17 protein-coding genes are annotated in these 17,449 nt (G+C 46.0%); 13 read left to right on the top strand and 4 right to left on the bottom strand.

Going from position 1 to position 17,449, the window contains the following annotated elements; translation table 11 throughout:
• Nucleotides 1-52: 52 nt before the first annotated feature.
• Nucleotides 53-910, bottom strand: coding sequence for a sugar phosphate isomerase/epimerase family protein (locus tag ACOJS8_RS17400; RefSeq protein ID WP_420149814.1), 858 nt, complete (start codon nt 908-910; stop codon nt 53-55).
• 160 nt (nt 911-1,070) lie between these two features.
• On the opposite strand from ACOJS8_RS17400, the gene ACOJS8_RS17395 reads away from it, so the two are divergent.
• The 9 genes from ACOJS8_RS17395 (at nt 1,071) to ACOJS8_RS17355 (ending at nt 8,345) form a co-directional block, all read left to right on the top strand.
• On the top strand, nt 1,071-1,625 hold the full coding sequence (locus tag ACOJS8_RS17395) for an RNA polymerase sigma factor (RefSeq protein ID WP_420149813.1): 555 nt from the start codon (nt 1,071-1,073) through the stop codon (nt 1,623-1,625).
• 15 nt (nt 1,626-1,640) lie between these two features.
• Nucleotides 1,641-3,242, top strand: a complete 1,602-nt coding sequence (locus ACOJS8_RS17390) for a hypothetical protein (RefSeq protein WP_420149812.1) — start codon at nt 1,641-1,643, stop codon at nt 3,240-3,242.
• A gap of 11 nt (nt 3,243-3,253) precedes the next feature.
• Entirely contained in the window at nt 3,254-4,495 is a 1,242-nt protein-coding gene (locus ACOJS8_RS17385; RefSeq protein ID WP_420149811.1) for a serpin family protein, read from the top strand.
• Nucleotides 4,492-4,932, top strand: a complete 441-nt coding sequence (locus ACOJS8_RS17380; protein WP_420149810.1) for an META domain-containing protein — start codon at nt 4,492-4,494, stop codon at nt 4,930-4,932. Before ACOJS8_RS17385 ends, ACOJS8_RS17380 begins: the two co-directional genes overlap by 4 nt.
• A 7-nt stretch (nt 4,933-4,939) precedes the next feature.
• The gene (locus ACOJS8_RS17375; protein ID WP_420149809.1) at nt 4,940-5,395 is read left to right on the top strand and encodes an META domain-containing protein; all 456 of its coding nucleotides are present in this window, start codon (nt 4,940-4,942) and stop codon (nt 5,393-5,395) included.
• Nucleotide 5,396: 1 nt separating this feature from the next.
• Nucleotides 5,397-5,837, top strand: coding sequence for a hypothetical protein (locus ACOJS8_RS17370; RefSeq protein ID WP_420149808.1), 441 nt, complete (start codon nt 5,397-5,399; stop codon nt 5,835-5,837).
• Nucleotides 5,838-5,965: 128 nt separating this feature from the next.
• Nucleotides 5,966-7,279 carry an LVIVD repeat-containing protein gene (locus tag ACOJS8_RS17365; protein ID WP_420149807.1) on the top strand — a complete coding sequence of 438 codons (1,314 nt, stop codon included), beginning with the start codon at nt 5,966-5,968 and terminating at the stop codon, nt 7,277-7,279.
• 13 nt (nt 7,280-7,292) lie between these two features.
• The gene (locus ACOJS8_RS17360) at nt 7,293-7,925 is read left to right on the top strand and encodes a hypothetical protein (protein WP_420149806.1); all 633 of its coding nucleotides are present in this window, start codon (nt 7,293-7,295) and stop codon (nt 7,923-7,925) included.
• A 216-nt stretch (nt 7,926-8,141) separates the two neighbouring features.
• Nucleotides 8,142-8,345 (top strand): hypothetical protein, encoded by a 204-nt coding sequence (locus tag ACOJS8_RS17355; protein WP_420149805.1) that lies wholly within the window; start codon nt 8,142-8,144, stop codon nt 8,343-8,345.
• A gap of 79 nt (nt 8,346-8,424) precedes the next feature.
• Here the strand turns inward: ACOJS8_RS17355 and ACOJS8_RS17350 are convergent, their stop codons facing one another.
• The gene (locus ACOJS8_RS17350; RefSeq protein ID WP_420149804.1) at nt 8,425-9,360 is read right to left on the bottom strand and encodes a hypothetical protein; all 936 of its coding nucleotides are present in this window, start codon (nt 9,358-9,360) and stop codon (nt 8,425-8,427) included.
• 378 nt (nt 9,361-9,738) lie between these two features.
• On the opposite strand from ACOJS8_RS17350, the gene ACOJS8_RS17345 reads away from it, so the two are divergent.
• Nucleotides 9,739-10,554, top strand: a complete 816-nt coding sequence (locus ACOJS8_RS17345; RefSeq protein WP_420149803.1) for an Fpg/Nei family DNA glycosylase — start codon at nt 9,739-9,741, stop codon at nt 10,552-10,554.
• 27 nt (nt 10,555-10,581) lie between these two features.
• Here the strand turns inward: ACOJS8_RS17345 and ACOJS8_RS17340 are convergent, their stop codons facing one another.
• Nucleotides 10,582-11,847 (bottom strand): DNA polymerase Y family protein, encoded by a 1,266-nt coding sequence (locus ACOJS8_RS17340; protein WP_420149802.1) that lies wholly within the window; start codon nt 11,845-11,847, stop codon nt 10,582-10,584.
• A gap of 121 nt (nt 11,848-11,968) precedes the next feature.
• Here ACOJS8_RS17340 and ACOJS8_RS17335 point away from each other — a divergent pair, with 121 nt between their 5' ends.
• Nucleotides 11,969-12,682, top strand: a complete 714-nt coding sequence (locus ACOJS8_RS17335) for a LexA family transcriptional regulator (RefSeq protein ID WP_420149801.1) — start codon at nt 11,969-11,971, stop codon at nt 12,680-12,682.
• Nucleotides 12,683-12,759: 77 nt separating this feature from the next.
• Here ACOJS8_RS17335 and ACOJS8_RS17330 read toward each other — a convergent pair whose 3' ends face one another.
• A complete protein-coding gene (locus ACOJS8_RS17330; RefSeq protein WP_420149800.1) occupies nt 12,760-14,541 on the bottom strand; it encodes an ABC transporter ATP-binding protein in 1,782 nt (593 codons plus the stop codon).
• A 211-nt stretch (nt 14,542-14,752) separates the two neighbouring features.
• On the opposite strand from ACOJS8_RS17330, the gene fusA reads away from it, so the two are divergent.
• Together fusA and rpsJ are read left to right on the top strand one after the other, a co-directional pair.
• Complete coding sequence (gene fusA / locus ACOJS8_RS17325; RefSeq protein ID WP_420149799.1) at nt 14,753-16,870, top strand: elongation factor G; 2,118 nt, start codon at nt 14,753-14,755, stop codon at nt 16,868-16,870.
• Between the two features lie 107 nt (nt 16,871-16,977).
• Nucleotides 16,978-17,283, top strand: a complete 306-nt coding sequence (rpsJ, locus tag ACOJS8_RS17320; RefSeq protein ID WP_190892748.1) for a 30S ribosomal protein S10 — start codon at nt 16,978-16,980, stop codon at nt 17,281-17,283.
• Nucleotides 17,284-17,449: the final 166 nt, after the last annotated feature.

The following is a 17,449-nucleotide window of genomic DNA, read 5'->3' as shown; positions in this document are numbered from 1 at the left end:
GGTCTTTGCTTTACGACGTCGGATCTGAACCTGAGGATCGTTGAAACAATCGTCAACTAAATAGCGAACGTACCGTTTTGTTATTCTCAATATAACTTTCCAGCATCGGCTTTCCTTTAGGAACGGCCCCTTCGATTTGAAGCCAACCCAAATAATTGATATCGTCCAACGCCTTTCTAACCTTGACAAGATCAACTTTTCCCTGTCCGAGCAACGAGCCGTTTTCTTTCAGATGTACCTCGCAGATTCGGTCTTTACCAAGATCGCGAATTTCTTTATAAATATCGTAGCCCATGTCCGATGAATTGCAGACATCGTAATAAACCTGCACAGCGGGCGAACCTACGGCATCCAATATAGCTAGTAGTTCGGGGGCCGACAGCCACGATTCGATGCCTAATACGACGCCCGCTTTTTCAGCTTTGGGTGCTACAGCTTTTAATCGGTCTATGACGACTTGAGTCCCTTTGCGATCATTTCGCAGATCATTATTGGAGAAAAAAGCGAGCAGAATATTCTTTACGCCAAGGGCGCTGGCAACATCTACACTATCCTGTACCCACTGCTCAGTGCGCGGATCGGATTTATAAGGAATCTGGTTTAGCAGCCCGATGGCTAGGCCGCCAATCGCTACGTTTGCCTGCCGGGAAGCGTTTTTAACCGCCTGTTGCATTTCAGACCGACGAAGATGTTCGTGATCAGTCGTCGTGTTCAGACTGACCTGTACACCGTCGAGACCGATTTGTTTCGCAACCGCAAAACTGCGGATATCACCAGCAGGACCAATAGACCAGTCGCAGGCGCCGATCTTAAAACGAGGTTCAAAAGTGAATGCCCGACCGTACGTTGAATAGCTTATGGCCGCAACGCTCAAACCCAGCGAATAACGTAGCGCCTTTCGACGATTCATCTGCGAATTATGTTGTTTGACGCATCAAAGGTACGTATCTATCCTGCACTCAACATTAATTATTATAGAGCGTATATACTTTTGGAAAGAAAACTACTTTTTTTCGGTTGACTTACAACCGTTTGATTTCAAATGAGGTCATTGAATTGTCAGCGCTACTATGCAGGATGAATACGCGTTAGTTGAAGGGTGCCGAAGGCAGGACCGCCTTGTCCAGCGACAGCTCTATGAGCGGTTTGCCGGGAAGCTCTTTGTCGTTTGTAAACGCTACATAAAAGATGCGGAAGAGGCCGAAGACGTTCTGCAGGATGCGTTCGTAAAAATTTACCGAAATATCGACTCATTCCGATTCGAGTGCCCGCTGGAAGCCTGGCTAAAACGCATAACGATAAATACAGCTCTTAAACAATTACGAAAACAAAAGCCGTGGGAAAATACTGCTGACATACAGGACATGGCTCCCATATTACCTCAGTCCGACGAAAGTTTACCAACGCTGAATTATAAATACCTACTACAGCTTGTTCAGGAATTACCGCCCGGCTGCCGGACGGTGTTCAATCTGTACGCTATTGAAGGCTATAATCACCCGGAAATTGCCGAGATGCTCGACATCGCCGAGGGAACCTCTAAATCGCAGTATGCCCGGGCACGGACGCTATTGCAACAAAAACTACAAGCCGATGGGCACCCTGCACAAGGATACCCGCTTTGACGAAAGACAACAAAAATGGATGAATTAGATAAAAATATTCCTGAAGATTTTTGGCGAAAGGCCTTCGACGAAGCGGCCGAAACGCCACCAGCCCGCGTTTGGTCGTCCATCGAGCGTCAGTTGGATGAATCGAACGGACCCCGGATAGTTCCGCTTTGGGGGCCGGGGATGGCTTCATCACGTCCTGCCATCTGGTGGGCTACAGGTGTAGCCGCAACCCTGGCATTGCTACTGGTCGGTTGGTGGGCAATGGATATGTCTTCCAACACACCGAATCTGACCAGCATACATCCTTCTGCTGATAACGTAGCGGCAGCCCCTGCTACGTCGGCGAATTCATCGGTAGCCAAATCATCTGGACAGGATACAAGATTGCCAAACACCAGCACTGGTAAGCCATTCCGCGAGAGTTCACCGCAAGCGCTAGTGGCTTCTGCTCAAAAACCGACAGAAAAGTTCAGTAGTCCGGAGAAGACATATGCAACGAGAACGAGGCTGTTACCTGGCTCGCAAATCGCTTATTCGCCAGAAGAAAAACAGCGTTTTACGAATTCGAAATCGCCCGTTCAGTCTTCTATAGCTATTTCAGCACTTGCTACATCGCCGGTAATGGCAGCCCCGGCCGGTAGTACGTCTTTTTCTTCGGAAAAATATGTGGCCGTATCAGACATTACGTCGAATCAGGCTAACGTAGCAGCTATTGATCAGCTTACCGGAAAGCCTTTACGTCTTCGTTCACCAGGCCCAATTCAGCGGATTGTCTGGTTTCAACCAGCCGAGTTATCTCTGGAACCAGAATTCACGAAAGAGAAGCGTAAATCAAAAGAAAAGTGGGCATCTGTCAGTGTAGTGCCGGGCGCGTTCAATCCTTCTGTAGCGCTACGTCCTACACAGGCAGCTTATGCCAATGCACTGGTTGGCGCACCTAATAACGCGAATCAATCATCGGTGAATAGTCGGTCAAATTTATCTGTCGCCTATCAGGCCGGAGCCGGGGTTCAGTTAAACGAACACTGGTCAGTCGAGTCGGGAGTAGGTTACCTGGCAGGTCATTCAACCGTTGAAGCACCGACTCAATCAATATCGGCGGCTTTTGTCCAGGGAGCCAGCGCAGATAAGAGTGCGTCGATTGTCAACAATTTATACGTCGATGCGCTACGTAACAGTGCTACCAATAGAGCATCTGGTTCACCAGCTACACTTGACTATCTGTCCAATAATAACGGTTATGTTTCACAAACCGTTTACAGCAGCCAAGCCCGGCAGGTACTGAGCAACGATTATCAATACATGCAGGTGCCAGTTCAGGTGGGATATCAGTTGCGTCCTCGTAAACGGCTGAATCTGGCTGTTTTAGGCGGTCTGGTCACGAATATTTTTGTTCGAAACACGGTTGGCAACGATGTTGTCATTACGGCACAAGACGGCATATATCGCCCCGTTTCGTTAGCGGCTACCATGGGGGCTCGGGTAAGATATCGGCCTTCAGGTCGCTGGTCGGCTTCTCTGGCAGGTATGTACCAGCCATCGTTGGGATCGGTCACGCAATCGGAATCACAGGTACAAAGTCACCCAACATCAAGCGGAATGAGTTTTGGTCTCGACTATCATTTTTAATACGTAACGCTATGAAAACTACCCTTTTTTCAGCCCTAACGGCTGTTACGGCCGGTGTGCTCGTAACGGCTGTCAGTTGTCAAACGTCGAACGTAGCGCCAACACCGGATACAGCCAGTGAATTACGCGTTTCGGCGCCGTTTGCTAACCAAACCACACAGTTCGCTTTCGACGTTAGTCAGCGAGTGAGTGGGCAGGAAGGTCAGAATAAAAACGTCTTTATCTCTCCTTTAAGCCTGCATATTGCGTTAGGAATGATTCTGAATGGGGCCAATGGGCAAACAGCTCAGGAAATTCAGAAAACATTGAAGCTGGATGCGCAAACGCTGACGGAAGCCAATCAGACGTACCAAAACCTGATGGAAAATCTCCCCGGCGTTGACCCCACTGTAACGCTGACCCTGGCGAACTCTGTTTGGTATCGGAATACATTTAGTGTTGAAAACTCTTTTCAGAGTCTGCTCAGGCAAACGTTCAAAGCAGACGTATCAGCACAGGATTTTACCGATCAGGCAACCGTCGGAAAGATTAATAGTTGGGCAAGCGAGAAAACGAATGGAAAAATTCCGAAGGTTATTGAGCAAATACAGCCTGATAACGTAATGTTTCTGCTGAATGCACTTTACTTCAAAGGTGATTGGAAAACTCAATTCGACCCCAGCCAAACGGTTGATGCTCCTTTCAGGCTGGCATCGGGCGGTACGACAAATGTGCGCATGATGCGGCTTAAAACCAGCCTGAATCATGCCTACCGATCGACGTTTAGCGCATACGAACTACCTTATGGCTCGGGTAAGTATGCAATGACCATATTACTTCCTGCTTCCACTAGCTCGGCGGATGCCATAATCAATTCGTTGAACAGTTCGGAATGGGAGCAGCTTCAGAAAGATATGAAGTCGGGCGAGATTGATTTCGGTTTACCCAAGTTCACCCTCAATTACGAAGTCACTTTGAATAAGGCGCTGAGTGCGATGGGTATGCCAACGGCTTTTACCGATCAGGCAGATTTCACAAAAATCAACTCACAGGGAGGCCTTTTGCTTAGTTTTGTGAAGCAAAATACGTTTGTTGCTGTCGACGAAAAAGGAACAGAAGCCGCAGCCGTTACGACTGGGGGGGTTTCTGTTACGTCTATGCCTCAGCCGACCTTATGTGATCGGCCTTTTCTGTTTGTTATCCACGAAAAAACCTCAGGAACGGTTCTATTTGTGGGTAAAATTGCTGATCCTACCAAGACGAGTAACTCATGAAAACCTGGCTTCTCCTTCCTGTACTTCTGCTGATGGCCTTCTCGGGTTGTGAGCGTGGGAGAGCCATTGAACCCGTTGATGTTAAACAGGTATTAGGCAATTGGCGCTTAGTACAACCCGTTTCTACTTATGAGACGACTCTTGCGGTCGAGGTCGATCAGTATTCCGGGGGAACCGCTTCGGGAGTTCACTCGCTAAAGTTTACCGGCAGAGCAGCTGTTAACACCTATTTTACGTCGGCTCGCCTAATCAATTGGGCCACCGGAACCGTTGATGTATCCAGTGTTGGTTCCACAAAGGTGGCGGGGTCTGCGGAAGCGATGCAATTTGAGCAGACGTATTACGCTAACCTTAAAGCTGTCAACCGGTATGAACTTACGGATGAAAAACGCTTAAAACTTTTCTACGAAGGAGGAGTTTTAGTATACGAGAAATAATAAATGTATGATTTCAGGGCGCGCTATCGTTTTTTTACTTACGTTATCGCTGATTCTGCTCTTTGCGCAATGTGGTCAGAAAGAGTCAGTGATAGCCCCAAATATAGCCGCTCTGCTTGGTACGTGGCAGCTTGTAGAACCGGATTCGACCTATGACGTAACGCTAACGTTTGCGTACGATTCCCGGAATCCTCCGCAGGATATTACGCCTTTTAATGTTACAGGGAAAGCGTCTGTTAATTCGTATAGTGCGCGGCTGTTTGCTACGTTAGATGGTACCTTATCCGCCGACAACGTAGCAAGTACAGACATGGCAGGCTCTCCTCAGGCCCTGCAATTTGAGCGAGTATATTTTGATAATCTGGGCACTGTAGCCCGCTATGAACTACCAGCTCCAAACCAGCTTCGCATGTATCATGGTGGCAAACAGCCTGGTGTGCTGGTGTATAAACGAATCAAATAACATGAAAACGCTACCGATTTTGCTACTCGTTCTAAGCGTCAGTTTAGTTTTGTCATGCTCTTCTAAAGATACCATCGCTCCGAGCGATAAAGTATCGGATACGCAGGTAATTGGGCGATGGAACCTGGCCCGGATCACTAACGGTTTCGGCCAAACGAGTTATAATCCGGCTGAAACCGGAACCTCTGAAACTATTGATTTCAACCCTGACGGTACGTTCCATCGATTAAGTAAAGATAAACTTGGTCAGCAGGAAGAAAAAGGGAACTACTATACCGGGCCCAATCCGACCCAAACTGTAGAGAAACAGGCGATTTTTTATCCAGATGATAAGACCGTCCAGCCTTATTCATTCCGGGATGGCCGTTTGTTCCTTTATCAACGTGGCTCACAAGATGCTACCATCGCTGATGGCTCAACGTACGAATACCAACGACAATAATTGCCTTTTTTTGTGTAAGACCCATATTGCCCGGCCGTAATCAAGACAGCCGGGCAATTTTATTTTCTCCTGTTTCCAACGCTTTCATCCACACAGGGCTCTTGTTTGTATTCTTAATCCCTGCTGTTATGAAAGCCACTCTACTTCTCTTCGTTCTTCCTGTATTATTTCTGACCGGTTGTACTGACAATTGTGAGCAGGTTCGAACGTATCGTAAATACACACCTATTCAACTTACTCTATCCGATTTGCGGCAGGCAGTATCGTCAGGAACGCCAAAGACGCTGGTGGAGCCCGGAAAGCTTTACGTAAAAGATCAGTACCTGTTTATTGTGGAGGTGAAAAAGGGAATTCATGTTTTTGACAACAGCAACCCTTCTAATCCTAAGGCAATTTCTTTCCTCAGCATTCCCGGAAATGTCGACATGGCCGTTCGCGATAATATTCTGTTTGCAGACAGCTATATCGATCTGGTGGCACTTGATATCAGTAACCCGGCTGCAATTAAAGAAGTTGGTCGTGTCGAAACAGGTTTTAAAGCTGGCTATGTTGGTCGTACATACTGGTCATACGATCAGCAGACTATGAAAATAAACGACCAGCTAGAGGAAATCGCCACAGAGACTATCAAAACGGACTGCGAAGGTTCTTTTAATGTATTGCCGTATTTAATACCTATTTCCTGGTTTGGCCGATATTACGAATCATTTGCCTTTGCCGATGCCAATTATAACAGCGTGAGCGCCGGTACAAAGACGCCAACAGGGCCTACAACGGGCGTAGGTGGTTCAATGGCTCGCTTCGCGATTGCCAACAACCAACTCTATGTCGTTAATAATAATGCGTTACAATTGTTTGACATTTCTACGCCTTCCAACCCTGTGAAGGGGAAAACAGCCAATCTGAACTGGAATGTTGAAACCATTTTTCCGTATCGAAATAATCTTTTTATAGGCACCACTACCGGCATGTACATTTATGACGTAACAACGCCTGCCGAGCCGAAACAACTATCAGCTTTCTCGCATGTTCGCTCCTGCGACCCAGTCGTTGTTCATGAGAATTATGCTTACGTAACACTACGCGGTACGAGCACTTGTGGCGTTCCGGGGACTCAGGACGTACTCGACGTAATAAATGTCAGCAATCCGTCTGCCCCCCGCCTGGAGAAGTCGTATCCGCTTGAAACACCATACGGACTTGGTATCGATTTCCCTACCCTGTTTGTGTGCCAAGGCAATAAGGGTTTAAGCGTGTTCGACGCATCCAACCCACTTGATATCAAACCACGCCAGACATTTAAGGATGTGAATGCTTACGATGTGATTCCGCTTTCGAAAGTGTTGCTGACAGTCGGCAAAGATGGTTTGTACCAGTACGACTATTCCAATCCGAGTAATCTTCGACTACTGAGTAAAATTGCTGCTCAACAACCTAACTAATCGATCTGCACCCATGAAAGTCTTTACATTCATAATTTTCGGCCTGCTGGCTCACTGTGCGTATGCTCAGACAGAGTCGCCTAAAACTACCCCTTGGCGCATTACTGTTCAGATGGGAATTCAGGCAGGGCGGGTACGCCCTGATCAGCCCAACGCCTATCCGTATTATGACTATTATGGTTATTTGCCCAGGTACTATAATTATTATCCGATACGTGGTGCAGGGAATCGAATTGGTCTAACAATTCAGGCCTTTACGGGTTATTCTTTCCGGCCCTGGCTCACAACTGGCCTGTCGTTTGGGGTTGATTATTACAACAACTCGGCTTTTCTACCAGTAGCAGCCGCCGTTCAGGGAGATATTGTTGGGAGTAAAAAGCGGATTACGCCTTTCTACACCCTTGAAAGTGGTTATGCCATTGCCGGGCCCAATCCACACGATAATGAATTGAAAGGTGGTTGGCTATGGAGTCCAGGACTAGGCTTACGTATCAACAAGGGCAATGGAACCGGTTTTTTGATCAGCGCAGGGTATAAACACCAGCAAGCTAAGCAGATAGCTTCTGTAGATGGGGTTCAAACATTGTCACAAATTGAGTATCGGAATTATAATCGGCTCTATTTTCGAATGGGTTTTAGCTTTTAAAACATTTGTGACAGCTGGCAAGTTTTAGCAAACGTTACAATATTTGGAAAATAGACATAAAAATATGTAACTACTTTCACTCAGGTCCGTCACTATAGTAGATGTCATTGTTAGGCAGTAGCCGTACAATAATAAGTAAGCAGGGAATAGGTGTGGAAGTAATAGATTAGTACCATCATTATCGCACACCGGACAAACAGGATTTATCTTAACATTATGAAAAAGTTCATCATGCTCGTCACCGGCAGTCTGTTGTTCGCAGCTGGCTACACGTACACGCGCTTACAGGCGGAATACGCAGCTGCTCAGAATACACTGACCAAAGCCTCTGTCAAAACTACCGTAGTTTTTCCTATCAAAAGCGTACCGTCGTTTGTGTTTCGGACCGACAAGCCTTTATCAAGCTTCATGTATAATTAGATGTATTTTCGTTACGTGAAAACTAAAAAGGGCGATACAATTAAGTATCGCCCTTTTTTATTCGGTATATAAAGGTAAATTAACGAACAGCAAATTCGCCGGAACCAATCCGGAATCCCTCTGAATATAGCTCAATGGTATATTTTCCTGGCTTATAAGGAATACCACGGCTGTATAAAAGCTCAACGTTCTGATTATTATTCGTGTAGTTAACGGTTTGTTTTGTCGTATAAACAGTTTCGTTACCGTCTACCGTAAATGTACCTGAACCGTTAGCCATGTCAGAAACGACAGCGCCCGTCGGATCAAGTACCCGCACATATACATCCTTAGGCTCTTCTTTTGTTAAGGGATTATCCAACAACGTATAGACCAGCTTGATTTTGTCCAGACGCTTGGCTTTGTACGAATCGTCTTCTTTTACTTTCCCTTTTGCATTCACTGAGTACACTTTCACGTTTTGTGCTTTCAAAGCTGCTGCTCGTGTAACTTTCGTAGAAAGCTCCTGATTCTGCGATACAAAAGTGGTTACAGAATCCCGTAATTGCTGACGCTGCGTTTTTAAGCCCGTGTTTTCCTCGTCAAGAGTTTTGACGTTCGTAGCCAGCGTCACGTTCTCACGTTGTAGATTAGCAATGAGCGTATCTTTTTCAACGAGGAATGCTTCGTACTCTTTAATCTTAGCTTCGTATTTAGCAATCGACACGCGGCTACCTCTGCGTAACGAAGCTTTATCCCGCTCCAACTGTTCTTTTACCTTCTGTAATTCGGAAATATCGCCACCCAACTTCTGTACTTCAGCGATTTTAGCATCCAAAGCTGTCGAAATCGAATCTAGTTTAACACGAGTTGTTGATAATTCTTCGACGCGTTCGGAGATAGTTACTTCCTGGCCTTCGGATACTTTTTTCTGATCGAAATATAGATAACTTGAAACTCCCGCCAACCCTGTCATAATAATTAGGGCGGCTAGCAAAGCACCATTTGTTTTGGATTTTTGCGAATTACTTTCCATAGAAAATTGTCAGTTTAACGATTGAACATGCACAAACTTTAGAAAAAACCGCGTAAACGGTCACGTATAGGTTGTTACATCTAACAGATAGGTTAAGAGAAAAAATAGCAACAAAAAGAAATGCCAACAGCAAACAATATTCTCGAAACGTTCGTTTAAACCAATCTATTGTCTTCTACAACGGATTGATTTCAAAAAAAGTTTAGTCCCCCCCCGTAAAGAGCCCTCAGACCCGGTACTGTATATCAGCTTTTTACGCCGAATAATAAATACAGATTTCGTGCATCATCTAAACCGGTCACTAGGCAGTGTACTCATACAAATACGTCGATAACAAGGTAATACAACTAGTAGTTATCAAGTAAACTACGTGTACAAATGCCAGAACTTCCCGAGGTCGAAATCAGACGTCAGTATCTCGAAACATCTTCACTGCATCAACCAATAAACTATATTGAGGTTGAGGATAAAAAGCTTCTGACAACCGATTATGCTACGTTACTCGACAAATTGACCGGTCGACAATTTAACAGTACACAACGAATTGGCAAAAATCTATTTGTATTGACCGACGATCCAAACGTAATAGTTCATATGCATTTCGGTATGACTGGGGATCTGGAATACTATCATGCTTCACTTGAGCGGCCACGCTTTGCCCGAATTGTATTTGAGTTTGCCAATGGCTTCAATCTTGGATTTCTGTGTCCCCGCAAGTTCGAGCGGATTGGACTTATTGATAATGTAGAGACTTTCCTTCAGCGAAAAAAAATCGGGCCGGATGGATTGGCAATTTCGCTAGTCGACTTAACGGAACGTATCCGCCGGAAAAAAGCATTCATTAAACCTATATTGCTCGACCAGAGCGTAGTAGCCGGACTTGGTAACTGGATTGTAGACGAAGTTTTATTTCAGGCACTTATTCATCCTGAGCAACGTGGTGATACACTCACCGACTCTCAGATGCTTCATTTACACGATGCTATTTATTTGGTACTGCAAACTGCCATCCGACACGAAGCCACCTACCGCGATTTTCCTGCTAATTTTCTGATTCATGTTCGGGAGTGGGACGATTCGCCCTATGATGACGTCGAAGCGCATAAATTCTGTCCGCGCTGTAGCACACGTATCGAACGTAGTGTAGTAGGCGGTCGTACTACGTTTTTCTGCCCCACTGAACAGATCCTTTAGCTGTGCTAACTAAAATTGCTGCCCCCTCTACAAATCCTTTATATTACCAAACCCTATTACGTCCCGATAAACGGGGTTATCACATAGTTCGGTAGCCCGAACAAGTTTATCCGGGCCAAATTTCGCTTTCAGGTCATAGAGCGTTTGCCGAAGTTTATCCTTTCGGGTATCGTTATCAAACAAACGTAACGGTACCAGTTCTGCCGGTATAAATCGAAAAACGACAACACTCATGCTACGTAGGTATCGATTCAAGACGGGTTCACAGCGGTGAGCGGCCTGAAATTTGATCAGTCTATCTTTAATAATCTGATACAGTTCAGGACCATCCTGTTTCGGATCGGGAAAGTGAGCTTCATAATTATAGGTCTTCCCGTCATGATACCGGCACGAAAACGACAACTCCTGACAGAATACCTGTTTGTATACCATTCTCCGCTCCAGGGTTAAGCAAAGCGATTGCAGCAACTCGTCCAACTGCTCGGGTGTGTTACGTTGCTCCGCCGAAATCGTTCGCATGGCCGACATACTTTTGAGGGCATCGCTCGTATCCAGGTCAACCTCTCCACCAAAATTCAGGCGTAAATGCCAGTGCCAGCCAATGATACTCTTACAAACGCTTTGTAAATGTTCGGGCGAAGCATACCGTAATTCTAATGGTGAATGAATACCACCCGCTTCAAGCCTGACCGCCATTCGTTGACCAATGCCGGGTAAATCAGTCAGCCGTAATGAACGTAGCACTTCATCAATTGTGTCAGGCGTAATGATTGTCAGTCCATCGGGTTTCTGTACATCAGACGCTAGTTTAGCTAGAAAAACGTTGGGAGCAATCCCGATTGAGCAACGAAGCCAGTCACCAACTTTTTGCCGAATTGCCTGCTTGATGGCTAAGGCCGTTTGCTTGATGTCTTTATAAACTAACTGGTAATTTGTCAGGTCAACCACAGCCTCATCAATACTCTTTGGCACTACGTCCTCCGAAAAACTACGTAGCACCTCTATTATTTTAACATGGTATTCTCTATAACGATTTGGATGCGTTTCAACGGGAACCATGTCTGGACATAGTGCCATAGCCTCGTCTAAGCGCATACCGGTTTTCACACCCCGTAATTTGGCTTCTATCGACGGCGCAATGACACAGCCTTGTCGACCTGTATAAACACATACCCCAATTGGTCGGCCCCGTAACCAATAATTCTCCTGTTGCTCGCACGAAGCAAAAAAGCTGTTCATATCTACGAACAGTATGTTTGGGAGCGTATTGGCAGAAAGTCGATTCCGGTTCATCAAATTTTCGGGGAGAACGTTGCTTTTCTTGCAGACATTCGTCTGTATTTATTGTATATTTGCTCTAATACAACCGCAATATATTTTAGTTGTATTATATCTGCTAATTATTTATCATACAATGGCAGAAAATTGTTCAAAAAAAATTAATAGCATCGTGACGATCCAGGACAGACTCAAGCATGTTTTCGACGCTTTAGGGATTACTATATATCAGATAGCCAAAGAGTTAGGCGAAAATCCATCGAAATTTTACAATATTTTGAATGGTAGAGCCAAACCATCGTACGACACAATTATGAGTCTGCTGGCTTGCTATCCGCAGATCAGTGCCGATTATCTGATTCGAGGCATAACGCCTATTCTAAAGTCGCCTGAGGAAAACGCACGGTTACTAAATGAGGAAGATGAAACGCTGGAAGTCCCGTTCGTTCCCGTTAAGTTCTACGCCACTTTTGTTGAGAGCTATACAGACGGTCTAAGTGCTACAGACACCGAAACGTTTCGGGTTCGTAAAGCGGTAGCCAAAAATCACAAACAAGCGGTTGTACTGGAAATTTCGGGGAATAGCATGAGTCCTCAACTGGCACACGGCGCTAAGGTACTGGCCGTACCCGTTGGTGAAAACAACTGGGAATACCAGTCCGGCGGTGTTTATGCGGTAATGTATCGGGATTACTTTGTTGTTAAGCGCATCCGAGACAACGAACTCCTAACTCGTAAATACCTCACGCTCCATTCGGATAACCCAAATGGGGGGAACGTAACGGTGCCTTTGCAGGATATCCGGGGTTTGTGGAAGATTGTTACCATCGTAGAAGCTCCGGTCGAATAAAATATTCATTCAATAAAAAAGCAGCGGACCAGTTATTCACTGGTCCGCTGCTTTTTTATTGAATCATCAAATAAATACTACATGAACTCTCCCTGCTTCATTACGTCTTCCTGATGCGCCCACATCTCCTGGAAAATGACGCTACGTTGTCGTAGTTCTACAAAGCTTCCTTTATCTACAATTTTGCCGTTCTGCATAATATAAATGTAATCGAACAACGGAAGTAAGTGCAGACGGTGCAAGGTTGAGACAACGGCTTTGTCGGAAAATTCGCCGAGGAGTTCCCGGTAAATAGCCAGTTCCGTTTTGGGATCTACGCTACTCGTTGGCTCATCCAGCAGAACAATGTCGCTGGTACGAGCTGCCAATACGCCCCGCGCTAACGCCAGACGCTGCCGTTGACCTCCCGACAAATTCACTCCTTTTTCCTGAATATTCGTTTCCAGTCCGTTTGGTAACTGATTTACTACGTCGTCAAAGCGAGCCACCCGACAAACGTCTGAAATAGCGTCATCGTCAAAAGGCAATCCGAGGGTAATGTTATAAAGAATGGTATTCTCAAAGATTTCCGGCTCTTGGGGGAATAAAGTTACCGTATTGGCAACAGCGTTTAAGTCCGGCAGAACTTTACCATCGACACGAACTGACACGCCCGGTTCAGGTAAATATAAGCCACGTAGCAAAGTCAATAGTGTACTTTTACCAGAGCCGCTTTCGCCAATAAAAGCGACTCGTTCACCACGGCTCAGCTTAATCTGCAAATCGCTCAGATTCGCTACCTTACGCAATTTGCTGGTTACGCGCCCATGAGAGAAGTTAAGACCGGCAATGTCAATGGTTTGCCAATTCTCGGGCAAGGTTTCATGCTCAGGCCGTTCATGCTTAGCATACGCTTCTCCAATGCTACGTGCCGTCTGAACATCCGTATTATACTTCACGATTTCGGTGTATTGCCAGGCCACATCATGAAAAACGCTGGTGAACTGATTTACATAACCTAACAACGTAACCAACCCACCAACGAGGAAAACCTGGCCCGGAACGTAGTGTTGGTAGACGTAGCCAGCCCCCATAACAACGTAAATCACACATACCAGCATACTGGCCGCAAACCACTTCCATTCATTAATTTTTACCTGACGCATGAACGGAGGAAAAACAGCGGCTATCCTGCTACCTAAACTCGCCTGAATACGCTCTTCCAGGCGAAGCGTTATCACCGTAATAATGTTGGATAAACTGTCGAAGAGCGTAGCTGAAACCACGTGTTCCTGTTCGTTTGTTTCGTCAAGTGCTTTAATGAAAGGGCGGTCAAAGCGTAAAATTACCCAGATCGTTACGGCGCCCAGTAAAACGCCGATCACTCCGAAAGCGGGCGAGAAATAAAGCATCGCTCCGAACGAAAAGACAAACTTTGAAAGAGCCTGTAGATAAATAAAGCCGTCCTGGAAAAACGTTTTAAGCGCGTCGTAGGCTTTACGAATTCGGTTGATCGTAGAGCCGCTGTGGTGGTCTTTATGCCATCCAACAGGCAGATGTAAAGTCTGATGAAACAACTCATTGAGAAAATTACGGCTCAAATTAAACGCCAGTCGCCGTTCCATAATCCGGGCCGGGCCATGAAAGACCCATTCTAGTACTTCCAGGCCCACATAAGCAGCAATATAGATCCAGACGAGTTTGACAATCGCCGTATCCTGTTGCTGAAGCTCACCAATAAACCAGCCAAACAGCAACGGACGTAACGCTGCCACTACGTTTGCCAGAATAAAAAGGAAGTAAACTAGTACGTATTGCCGTTTCTCATGCCGGGCATAGGTCCAGGCAGTCCGCAACAAAGCAATGTAAGGATTTTGCATGATTCCAAGTTACAGTCTCATTTTATAAGACGGATTCTGCTACTAAAAGGGACAAAAAAGGAGAATAGTTTCTACGATATTCTTTAACGTACCGTTGCTTTTCTGATTGAAATTCAGTAATTTTGCGACCTGTTTTATAGCGGGGTCATACGCTGAACGTAGTGACCCTTCTTTTGAATTTAGAAAAACATAACTTTCTGTATACAAGCTAATGGCTCGCGATTTAAATTTCACGAGAAACATCGGTATCGCTGCCCACATTGATGCGGGTAAGACAACCACAACCGAACGTATTCTCTATTACGCCGGGGTAAGCCACAAAATTGGTGAAGTGCACGATGGTGCCGCCACGATGGACTGGATGGAGCAGGAGCAGGAGCGGGGTATCACCATCACTTCGGCTGCTACGACTGTTGACTGGACTTACCGTGACAAAAAATACCACATCAACATCATCGATACACCAGGACACGTTGACTTTACAGTTGAAGTAAACCGTTCGCTACGTGTACTGGATGGTCTAGTATTCCTGTTCAGTGCTGTTGACGGCGTTGAGCCTCAGTCAGAAACGAACTGGCGTCTGGCTAACAACTATAACGTAGCACGTCTTGGCTTCGTCAACAAAATGGACCGGTCTGGTGCCGATTTCCTAAACGTTTGCAAGCAGGTAAAAGAAATGCTGGGCAGCTACGCCGTCCCACTTCAGTTACCGATTGGTGAAGAAGACAACTTCAAAGGTGTAGTTGATCTGGTTAATTTCCGTGGTATCGTTTGGAATGAATCGGATAAAGGGATGACCTTCCAGGTTGTTCCCATCCCGGATGATATGCTGGATGAAGCTACCGAATGGCGTGAGAAACTTCTTGAAGCAGTTGCCGAATTTGACGATCAACTGATGGAGAAGTATTTCGAAGATCCTGAGTCGATTTCCGAAGACGAAATTCTGGCGGCTCTTCGCAAAGCAACCATCAGCATGAAAATTGTACCGATGCTTTGCGGTTCGTCGTTTAAAAACAAAGGGGTTCAAACGATGCTTGACTACGTAATGGCACTGTTGCCATCGCCGTTGGATAAGGAGAGCATCAAAGGAACCAACCCGAATACAGGCGAAGAAATCTCGCGGAAGCCATCTTCGTCGGAGCCTTTCTCGGCTTTAGCGTTCAAAATTGCTACTGACCCATACGTAGGCCGTTTGTGTTTTGTACGTTCCTACTCAGGTGTACTGGAGTCTGGTTCTTACGTTCTGAATAACCGTTCGGGTAACAAAGAGCGGATTTCGCGGATCTTCCAGATGCATGCCAACAAGCAAAACCAGATCGAACGTCTGGAAGCTGGTGACATCGGTGCTGTAGTTGGTTTTAAAGATATCAAGACTGGCGATACGTTGTCGGACGAAAAGAACCCAATCGTACTGGAATCAATGGTATTCCCGGATCCGGTTATTGGGTACGCCATCGAGCCGAAGAAAACAGCCGATCAGGATAACTTCTCGAAAGCAATTGGTAAACTGATCGAAGAGGATCCTACTCTCAAAGTTGAGTCGAACGAAGAAACCGGCCAGACCATCATTCGTGGTATGGGTGAGCTTCACCTCGAAATCATTATCGACCGGATGCGTCGGGAGTTCAAGGTTGAAGTTAACCAGGGTGCTCCGCAGGTAGCTTACAAAGAGAAGCTAACCAAAAACGTTGAGCATCGCGAAGTTTATAAGAAACAAACGGGTGGTCGCGGTAAGTTTGCCGATATCGTATTCGAACTTGGACCACGGGACCAGGAAGAAGATGGTACAACGAAACCAGGTCTGGATTTTGTCAATGGCATTGTCGGTGGTGTGATTCCCCGCGAATTTATCCCAGCCGTACAGAAAGGCTTTGACGAATCGCTGAAGAACGGTCCGTTGGCTGGCTTCCCGCTCGAGAGCATGAAAGTTCGGTTGTTTCACGGTTCATACCACGACGTTGACTCCGATTCGCTTTCGTTCGAAATGGCAGCTCGCTTGGGCTTCCGCGAAGCGGCTCGTCAGGCTGGTCCAAAACTGCTTGAACCAATCATGGCTGTTGAGGTATTAACGCCGGAAGAGTATACAGGTCCAATTACGGGTGACCTGAACCGTCGTCGGGGTGTAATGAAAGGCATGGATTCGAAAGCTGGCTCACAAGTGATCAAAGCTGATGTTCCGCTTTCTGAATTGTTCGGTTACGTAACAGATTTGCGGACGATGTCGTCGGGACGCGCTACGGCTAACCTGACATTCTCACACTACGAGGTCGTTCCGCAGAACATTTCGGACACGGTTGTAGCGAAAGAAAAAGGTACAGTAAGGGCGTAAGCCTTAAGATATTGGGCAGTTGGTTATTGCGATCAACTGCCCATTTTTTGTGTCGTCGGAGTAAATGGTTCTTTCGACAGACATTTCACTTAATGAACCAAAACACAATGAGCCAAAAAATTCGCATTAAACTGAAGTCGTTCGACCACACGCTGGTTGACAAGTCGGCTGAGAAGATTGTAAAAGCAGTTAAATCGACGGGAGCTATCGTAAGTGGCCCTATCCCACTGCCAACCAACAAAGAAATCTACACCGTACTGCGGTCGCCCCACGTTAACAAAAAAGCGCGGGAACAGTTTCAGCTCTGCACCTACAAACGCTTAGTTGACATCTATAGTAGCAGCGCCAAAACGGTTGATGCTTTGATGAAGCTCGAATTACCGAGTGGCGTTGACGTAGAGATCAAAGTCTAACGACTCTTTTTTAAGGCTTTCTGTGCCGCAGGCTTAAATCTAATCGATTTGAGCCTGCGGCTTTTTTTATTTAATTCTCTGTGATTCCGTTGAATCATACGGCCGTTCTATGAGTTATTTTTGTATATTGTAAATCACGACAGACAGCCGACCTGGGAGATTTAAT

The sequence above is a fragment of the Spirosoma sp. genome, assembly GCF_048594605.1.
GTDB lineage: Bacteria > Bacteroidota > Bacteroidia > Cytophagales > Spirosomataceae > Spirosoma.
The sequence above is the reverse complement of the archived record's forward strand: the minus strand, read 5'-3'. Positions and strand labels throughout refer to the sequence as shown.